Raw genomic sequence first — 7,139 nt, forward strand, 5'->3', positions numbered from 1 at the left:
GAGAAAGGGGATGTAAGCCGGAACCCCAGAAATTTCCGTCACCCTAGTTGGGTGGGCTCAACACTCGTGTCACCAGCTACCTTCTGGAGAATCGAGCTCGGCCATCCCTCCCTGGACGGGCATCGCTCGACGATGTTCAACGGCTCCCTCACGGGGCCGTCGTTTTGTGGGGGCTATTCCATCCACAAGTCGTCGAGGTTCTTGAAGTTCCAGAGCGTCGGGTCTTCGGGGCCAGTGATACTGTCCTTGCAACTCGTGGCCGCCAGGTCGATGGTCTGCATCGGGATCGGCTCTCTCGAGCGTAGCGAGAAGAACACGCGAACCTTGGGAGTCAGCAGTGATTCCATTCCCGGCTCAACGACAACGGCCAGACGCTGAGAGGACAGGCGAACCAAGGAGCCGACGGGGTAGATGCCCACGGCCTTGACGAAGGCGTGGAAGATGCGTTTGTCGAAATGGCCCTCCCACTTGGCCATCTGCCGCATCGCCGCGGACGGGTCCCACGGCTTTTTGTAGGCTCGCTCCGACGTCACGGCATCATAGACGTCGCAGATTGCGCCCATGCGGGCCAGGAGTGAAATGGCGTCACCGGCCAAGCGATCCGGGTAGCCGGTTCCGTCGATCTTCTCGTGATGGTGCAGGGCAATGTCCACCACCCCGGGCTCGGCCCCGCCTGCGCGCAGCATCTTTGCGCCCTCCACAGGGTGGCGCTTCATGATGGCGAACTCGGCATCGGTGAGCTTGCCTGGTTTGTTAAGCACTTCCAGCGGCATCGCGGCCTTGCCTAGGTCGTGCATCAGTCCGCCGATGCCAGCCAGGCGCGTTTGCTCCTCGTCTAGATCGAGATGCCGGGCCAGCGATAGCATCAGGGCGCAGACGGCAACCGAGTGCAGGTAGGTGTAATCGTCGTGCGTTTTGATGCGTGCGACGCTGATGAGGGCATGAGGTTGGCGCAGCACCGAGGCAGCGATTTCTCCGACCAGCGGCAACGTCGTGCTTGGGTCGACGGCCTTGCCAAGCCGGGCTTCCTGGAACATGTCCATGACTTGGGACTTGGCCGCAAGACAGAGTTTCCGTGCATAACACATTTCGCTCTCCATTGAGGTTGCGCCGTCACTTTTCTTGCTTAGTGGACTAGACGGCAGAGATTGCTCCTCCGACAATTCTCTGGGCTCTGGGCTCTGGGCTCTGGGCTCTGGGCTCTCTGGGCTCTCTGGGCTCTCTGGGTCGACTTGGCTTTTGGCCAAGTCGACCCAGACCTCCCCGACGCCACATTCTCGAATGGCAGAGAGATCCTGAGGCTCGGTCAGCAGGAAGCTGCCGCGCCAGAATGGGTGTCGAACCCAAGAGCCGGCGAGCTTGTGGATGTACATGCCGAGACGAAGCTCGGATACGGGAATGCGTTTTACCAACTTATTTTCCTTTCTGAGTTGGGTGGTTAGGCGTGCGCCGAGGCTGGCACCCAGCGGTAGAGCGGAGGTAAGGTCACGCCAAGATTCTTGGATCAGCCGGAACCGCCGAAATTTCCGTCAGCCGATCAACATGGCTTTGTCTCGCGCTCGGTCGATGCGTTCCTGCATCGCCTGCATGACTTCTTCGTGGGTGTACGACTTGGCGTTGGGGTCGTCGGCCTCTCGGAGAGCTTCCTCGACCTCGCGGGTCATCCGCGCATATTCTTCCGGCCACAGCGCTTGCTCCATGCGCAGCGACGCCTGCCCAAGCAGGTGCAGCAGGCCGAACAGCCGCATGTCATTGGTGGCGACGACGTGCTCTCGAATCCGCTCCTGGATCACCTCGCAGGCCCGATGCGCCTCTGGCGTCGCCGTGCCCTCGTAGCCGGCTGGGAGTTCTGCTTCTTCAGCGATTCGCGCCCAAGCGATAGCCAGCGCCTCGATGGTGGACAGGTTCATTTGCTCATCCACTTGCGCAGCAGACGCTTTTTCAGGGAGGCGCGCTCTTGCGGATTGCGTCCCTTGTGGTTGGCAATGCGATCCGCCGTGGCGGCCTGGCGCTTGATGGGCCAGTAGGAGCGGCCATCCTTACCCATCGACCAGACGTTGCTGACCTGGTTTTCCAGTAGAGGCAGATGGGCGCATAGAGCTTCCGGCGACGCGCTGGCCAGCGCGGTGCGCTCGTGGGTTCGCCAGCGCTGATGCCAGAGTTTCTTGTCCTCGCGCTCGCTACGGCAGGTCGTGTGCCCAACGATGGGCGTTTTGCGGCGGCTGCGGCTCATGATGTGGTTGTCTCCAAGAACATTCAGGACAGGCTTTCTGGGTAGAGCGCCGTCAACCGGGACAGGGTTTCTTGCACTTGTTCCAGCGAGGTCATCAGATGATCAACCTGATCCTGAAGATCCACGGCGAGATCAAATAGCTCAGCCACTCGGCTGCGTGATCTCTCGTTGAACGCGGCCATTGCCAGTTGATGCAGCTTCAACAGGTCGGTGCGCAGTTGCGGAGGTGCGCCGTCTGCGCTGTCATTCAAATCGCCGCGCAGCACGTCCACGGCATCGACTGCACGCAGCAGTGCCGTGGTATCGAAATTCTCGGGAGTCAGTTCGTCCCATTCGTCGTCGGTGATGCGGGCTGCCATCAGGAGGGCTCCGATTAAGCGGTTGCGAGCGTTAGATGCCCGATCGGCTCGGCTGCTGGCCGTACCTTGATTTCGATGTCGTAGCCGAGGCGATTCAGACAATCCATCAGCTTGCGTTCGGATAGATTGGTGAAGTCGCCGCGCATCATGCCCGACACCTTCGGTTGCGGGATGCCCATGCGTTTGGCCGCCGCTTGTTGAGTCAGCCCAAGGGCGCGCATGGCCCTCCTGATCTCGACCACCAGGCCGGTCTTGATCTTGAGCTTTTCAGCGTCAGGCAGTCCAAGGTCGGCAAAGACGTTGCCCGAGCTGCGCTGAACCTCGACGCCTTCAATGATTCGTTTTTGCATTTCGTAGCTCCTGTGCCAATACCTCGGCCACCTTCAGCCGAGCGCGGATGATGTCCATGTCGGCCTTTGGCGTGGCGATTCCGCTCTTGCTCTTCTTCTGGAAGCAGTGCAGGACGAACACCGCTTCCGCAAACTTGACCGTGTATACCGCTCGATAGGTGCCGCCGGCATCGTCTTCGACGACCTCCAGCACGCCGGCACCACCGAACCCCTTGAGCACCTTTGCTGCGTCATCCTGATCGCCTATCTGCGCCAACGAGAGCGCGTAACCGAAACGGCGACGCACGTCGGACGGCAACGCCATCAAATCCTTGTGGCTGCTCGCGATCCATTCGAGCGGTTTTTCTTTGTTTGTCATGACGGAATTTTATACCTGTTCAGGTAATGATGTAAACGCGGCAACCTCAAGGAGGTGTCGTAAAACATTTGTTTTGCGACAGGCTGTCAGCCGCCGCTGTGCTACCTGTGCAACACCCCCTCAAAAATGTACGGAAAACTCTATCGCTATTCACTATTATGCGGAAACCTGTTTTTGATGGTTATCCGCCTATGTTGGTTGGCTACATGCGCGTGTCGTCGGACTCCGACCGCCAGAGCACGGACTTGCAGCGCGACGCGCTGCTCGCCGCCGGCGTCGATCCGCGTCACCTGTTTGAGGATCGTGCCTCTGGCGCGAAGGATGACCGTGCCGGCTTGGCGCGGGCGCTTGAGTTCGTTCGAGCCGGCGATGTGCTGGTGGTGTGGAAACTCGACCGGCTCGGTCGCTCGCTGTCGCACCTGCTCGCCATTGTGACTTCGCTCAAGGACAAGCGGGTGGCGTTCCGCTCGCTGACAGAGAACCTGGACACTACGACGCCCTCGGGCGAATTCCTGTTCCAGGTGTTCGGTGCGCTCGCGCAGTACGAGCGCGCCTTGATTCAGGAGCGCGTCGTCGCGGGCTTGGCCGCCGCACGCAAACGCGGCCGGATCGGCGGCCGGCCGCAGGCGATCACTGGTGAGAAGCTGGACGCCATCGTCGCCGCGCTCGATGGCGGCATGTCTAAGGCGGCGGTGTGCCGCAACTTCAATGTCAAGCGCACTACGTTGATCGAAACATTGACGCGAGCAGGTTGGCGTGGTGCGGGAAGGACGGTCGATGAGCAACAAGAATAAGCTACTCACCGTCTTTTCTGACGCAGAGCAGGAAGCCTTGTACGGCCTACCGGACTTCGACGATGCTCAGCGGCTGGAATACCTGGCGTTGGCCGAATCTGAACTGGCGTTCGCCAGCAGCCGGCCTAGCCTGCAGGCCCAAGTCTATTGCGTCTTGCAGATCGGCTACTTCAAGGCCAAGCATGCTTTCTTCCGCTTCGATTGGCATGAGGTCGAGGACGATTGCGCCTTCGTGCTGAGTCGCTATTTCCACGGCGAAGCGTTCGAACGCAAGGCGATCACCAAGCATGAGCACTACAGCCAGAGGGGTCAGATCGCCGAACTGTTCGGCTACCGGTCGTGGGCGGCTAGCTTCCTGCCGCAACTGGCACAGCAGGCTGAACAGATCGTGCGGCGCGACGTAATGCCAGGATTCGTGGCCGCCGAACTGATCGTTTGGCTCAGCGAGCACAAAATCATCCGGCCCGGCCACACCACCTTACAAGAGCTGGTCAGTGAAGCCCTGTCCACCGAACGCAGGCGCTTGGGCGGCTTGCTGGCAGAAGTGTTGGACGAATCGGCCAAAGCTGCGCTGGGCCAGCTCCTGGTGCGTGACGACACCCTGTCTCAACTGGCAGCGCTCAAGCAGGACGCTAAAGATTTCGGCTGGCGTCAGATGGCAGGGGAGCGCGAGAAGCGCGCCACGCTGAAGTCCTTGCACGGGATCGCCAAGGCGCTGCTGCCCAAGCTCGGCATCTCGCAGCAGAACCTGCTGTACTACGCGAGCCTGGCGAACTTCTATACCGTCCATGACCTGCGCCACCTGAAGGCGGAGCAGACCCGGCTCTACCTGCTGTGCTATGCCTGGGTACGTTACCGGCAGCTCACCGACAACCTGGTCGACGCGATGGCCTTCCACATGAAAAAACTTGAGGACGAGAGCCGCACGGGTGCGAAACAGTCCTTTGTCGCCGAACAGCTGCGACGCCATCAGGAAACGCCGCAGGTTGGCCGCCTGCTGTCGCTGTACGTGGACGACAGCGTGGCCGATCCGACGCCGTTCGGCGAGGTGCGCCAACGCGCCTACAAAATCATGTCCAGGGAATTGCTGCAAAACACGGCGCAGCGCATGAGCGTCAAGCCACTGAACAAACTGGCGCTGCACTGGCAGGCGGTGGACGGCCTGGCCGAACGCATTCGACGCCATCTACGGCCGCTGTACGTCGCGCTCGACTTCGCCGGCACGGCCCCCGATAACCCATGGCTCGCGGCGCTGACTTGGGCCAAGAGCGTGTTCGCCAAGCAGCAGCGCCTATCACAACGGCCACTCGACGAATGTCCGGCGGCAACGCTGCCGAAACGCTTGCGTCCGTACCTGCTGATGTTCGATGCCGAAGGCACGCCGACAGGCCTGCATGCCGATCGTTACGAATTCTGGCTTTACCGTCAGGTCAGGAAACGCTTCCAGGCGGGCGAGCTCTACATTGACGACAGCTTGCAGCACCGGCATTTGTCCGACGAGTTGGTTTCGATGGACGAGAAAGCCGCCGTGCTCGCGCAGATGGACATCCCCTTCCTGCGGCAGCCGGTCAGTGCCCAGCTCGATGCACTGGCGGCCGAGTTGCGTGCGCAATGGGTGGCGTTCAATCGCGAGCTGAAACAGGGCAAGCTGACGCACCTGGAATACGACAAGGACACGCAGAGACTGACCTGGCGCAAGCCCAAGGGGGAGAACCAGAAGGCGCGCGAGCAAGCTCTCTACGAGCAACTGCCATACTGCGATGTCGCCGACGTGTTTCGCTTCGTCAACGGCCAGTGCCAGTTCCTGTCGGCGCTGACACCATTGCAGCCACGCTATGCGAAGAAGGTAGCCGACGCCGACAGTCTGATGGCGGTGATCATTGCCCAAGCCATGAACCACGGCAACCAGGTTATGGCACGTACCAGCGACATCCCGTACCACGTCCTGGAGAGTACCTACCAGCAGTACCTGCGCCAGGCGACGCTACATGTGGCCAACGATTGCATCAGCAACGCCATCGCCGCACTGCCGATCTTCCCGCATTACTCGTTCGACCTCGATTCGTTGTACGGTGCCGTTGATGGGCAGAAATTCGGCGTCGAGCGACCAACTGTGAAGGCGCGCTACTCGCGCAAATATTTCGGCCGCGGCAAGGGCGTCGTCGCCTACACGCTGCTGTGCAATCACGTGCCGTTGAACGGCTACCTGATAGGCGCACACGAGTACGAGGCTCACCACGTGTTCGACATCTGGTACCGCAACACGTCGGACATCGTGCCGAGCGCGATCACCGGCGACATGCACAGCATCAACAAGGCCAACTTCGCCATCCTGCACTGGTTCGGACTTCGTTTCGAGCCGCGCTTCACCGACCTCGACGACCAGTTGCAGGAGCTGTATTGCGCCGATGATCTGGCATTGTACGAGAAATGCCTGATCCGGCCGGCTGGCCAGATCGACCGGCAACTCATCGTCGGTGAGAAGGCGAACATCGACCGAATCGTCGCCACACTGGGCCTGAAGGAAATGACGCAGGGCACGCTGATCCGCAAGCTGTGCACCTATACGGCGCCGAACCCGACGCGGCGCGCAATCTTCGAGTTCGACAAGCTCATCCGCAGTATCTACACACTGCGCTACCTGCGCGACCCGCAACTGGAGCGTAATGTTCACCGCTCGCAGAACCGCATTGAGTCCTATCACCAGCTACGCTCGACCATCGCCCAAGTCGGTGGGAAGAAGGAATTGACCGGCCGCACCGACATCGAAATCGAGATCAGCAACCAGTGCGCCAGGCTGATCGGCAACGCGATCATCTTCTACAACTCGGCGATCCTGTCCCTGCTGCTGACGAAGTACGAGGCAGCTGGCAATGCCAAGGCGCTGGCGTTGATCACGCAGATGTCGCCAGCGGCCTGGCGGCACATCCTGCTGAACGGGCATTACACCTTCCAGACTGACGGCAAGTTCATCGACCTGGATGCGCTCGTGGCGGGACTGGAGCTGGGCTGACGGAAATTTCTGGGATTCCGGCGTACAACCCC

8 protein-coding genes are annotated in these 7,139 nt (G+C 60.6%); 2 read left to right on the top strand and 6 right to left on the bottom strand.

From position 1 onward, the window contains the following. Positions 1 to 173: 173 nt before the first annotated feature. From ACZRJ6_RS25355 to ACZRJ6_RS25380, 6 genes are all read right to left on the bottom strand, one after another. Positions 174 to 1,412, bottom strand: a complete 1,239-nt coding sequence (locus ACZRJ6_RS25355; RefSeq protein WP_169873118.1) for an HD-GYP domain-containing protein — start codon at positions 1,410 to 1,412, stop codon at positions 174 to 176. Between the two features lie 117 nt (positions 1,413 to 1,529). Further along, on the bottom strand, positions 1,530 to 1,910 hold the full coding sequence (locus tag ACZRJ6_RS25360) for a hypothetical protein (protein WP_001054412.1): 381 nt from the start codon (positions 1,908 to 1,910) through the stop codon (positions 1,530 to 1,532). After that, the gene (locus ACZRJ6_RS25365) at positions 1,907 to 2,233 is read right to left on the bottom strand and encodes a hypothetical protein (RefSeq protein ID WP_000091614.1); all 327 of its coding nucleotides are present in this window, start codon (positions 2,231 to 2,233) and stop codon (positions 1,907 to 1,909) included. Before ACZRJ6_RS25365 ends, ACZRJ6_RS25360 begins: the two co-directional genes overlap by 4 nt. A 23-nt stretch (positions 2,234 to 2,256) precedes the next feature. Then, complete coding sequence (locus ACZRJ6_RS25370) at positions 2,257 to 2,592, bottom strand: hypothetical protein (RefSeq protein ID WP_020303034.1); 336 nt, start codon at positions 2,590 to 2,592, stop codon at positions 2,257 to 2,259. A gap of 14 nt (positions 2,593 to 2,606) precedes the next feature. Further along, positions 2,607 to 2,942, bottom strand: coding sequence for a helix-turn-helix domain-containing protein (locus ACZRJ6_RS25375; protein ID WP_001172026.1), 336 nt, complete (start codon positions 2,940 to 2,942; stop codon positions 2,607 to 2,609). Further along, positions 2,923 to 3,300 (bottom strand): type II toxin-antitoxin system RelE/ParE family toxin, encoded by a 378-nt coding sequence (locus tag ACZRJ6_RS25380; protein WP_003151133.1) that lies wholly within the window; start codon positions 3,298 to 3,300, stop codon positions 2,923 to 2,925. Before ACZRJ6_RS25380 ends, ACZRJ6_RS25375 begins: the two co-directional genes overlap by 20 nt. Before the next feature lie 191 nt (positions 3,301 to 3,491). Here ACZRJ6_RS25380 and ACZRJ6_RS25385 point away from each other — a divergent pair, with 191 nt between their 5' ends. Both ACZRJ6_RS25385 and ACZRJ6_RS25390 read left to right on the top strand, forming a co-directional pair. Further along, positions 3,492 to 4,094: a recombinase family protein gene (locus ACZRJ6_RS25385; RefSeq protein WP_010465829.1), complete on the top strand. Its 603-nt coding sequence runs from the start codon at positions 3,492 to 3,494 to the stop codon at positions 4,092 to 4,094. After that, on the top strand, positions 4,078 to 7,107 hold the full coding sequence (locus ACZRJ6_RS25390) for a Tn3 family transposase (protein WP_065761565.1): 3,030 nt from the start codon (positions 4,078 to 4,080) through the stop codon (positions 7,105 to 7,107). The genes ACZRJ6_RS25385 and ACZRJ6_RS25390 overlap by 17 nt, the downstream gene beginning before the upstream one ends. Positions 7,108 to 7,139 lie beyond the last annotated feature (32 nt).

The sequence above is a fragment of the Pseudomonas sp. C321 genome, from assembly GCF_055407105.1.

Bases quoted from the DNA above. Each gene is read 5' to 3' on its own strand.
- ACZRJ6_RS25375 (WP_001172026.1), bottom strand. From the start codon at position 2,942: ATGCAAAAACGAATCATTGAAGGCGTCGAGGTTCAGCGCAGCTCGGGC.
- ACZRJ6_RS25370 (WP_020303034.1), bottom strand. From the start codon at position 2,592: ATGGCAGCCCGCATCACCGACGACGAATGGGACGAACTGACTCCCGAG.
- ACZRJ6_RS25360 (WP_001054412.1), bottom strand. From the start codon at position 1,910: ATGAACCTGTCCACCATCGAGGCGCTGGCTATCGCTTGGGCGCGAATC.
- ACZRJ6_RS25380 (WP_003151133.1), bottom strand. From the start codon at position 3,300: ATGACAAACAAAGAAAAACCGCTCGAATGGATCGCGAGCAGCCACAAG.
- ACZRJ6_RS25390 (WP_065761565.1), top strand. From the start codon at position 4,078: ATGAGCAACAAGAATAAGCTACTCACCGTCTTTTCTGACGCAGAGCAG.
- ACZRJ6_RS25385 (WP_010465829.1), top strand. From the start codon at position 3,492: ATGTTGGTTGGCTACATGCGCGTGTCGTCGGACTCCGACCGCCAGAGC.
- ACZRJ6_RS25365 (WP_000091614.1), bottom strand. From the start codon at position 2,233: ATGAGCCGCAGCCGCCGCAAAACGCCCATCGTTGGGCACACGACCTGC.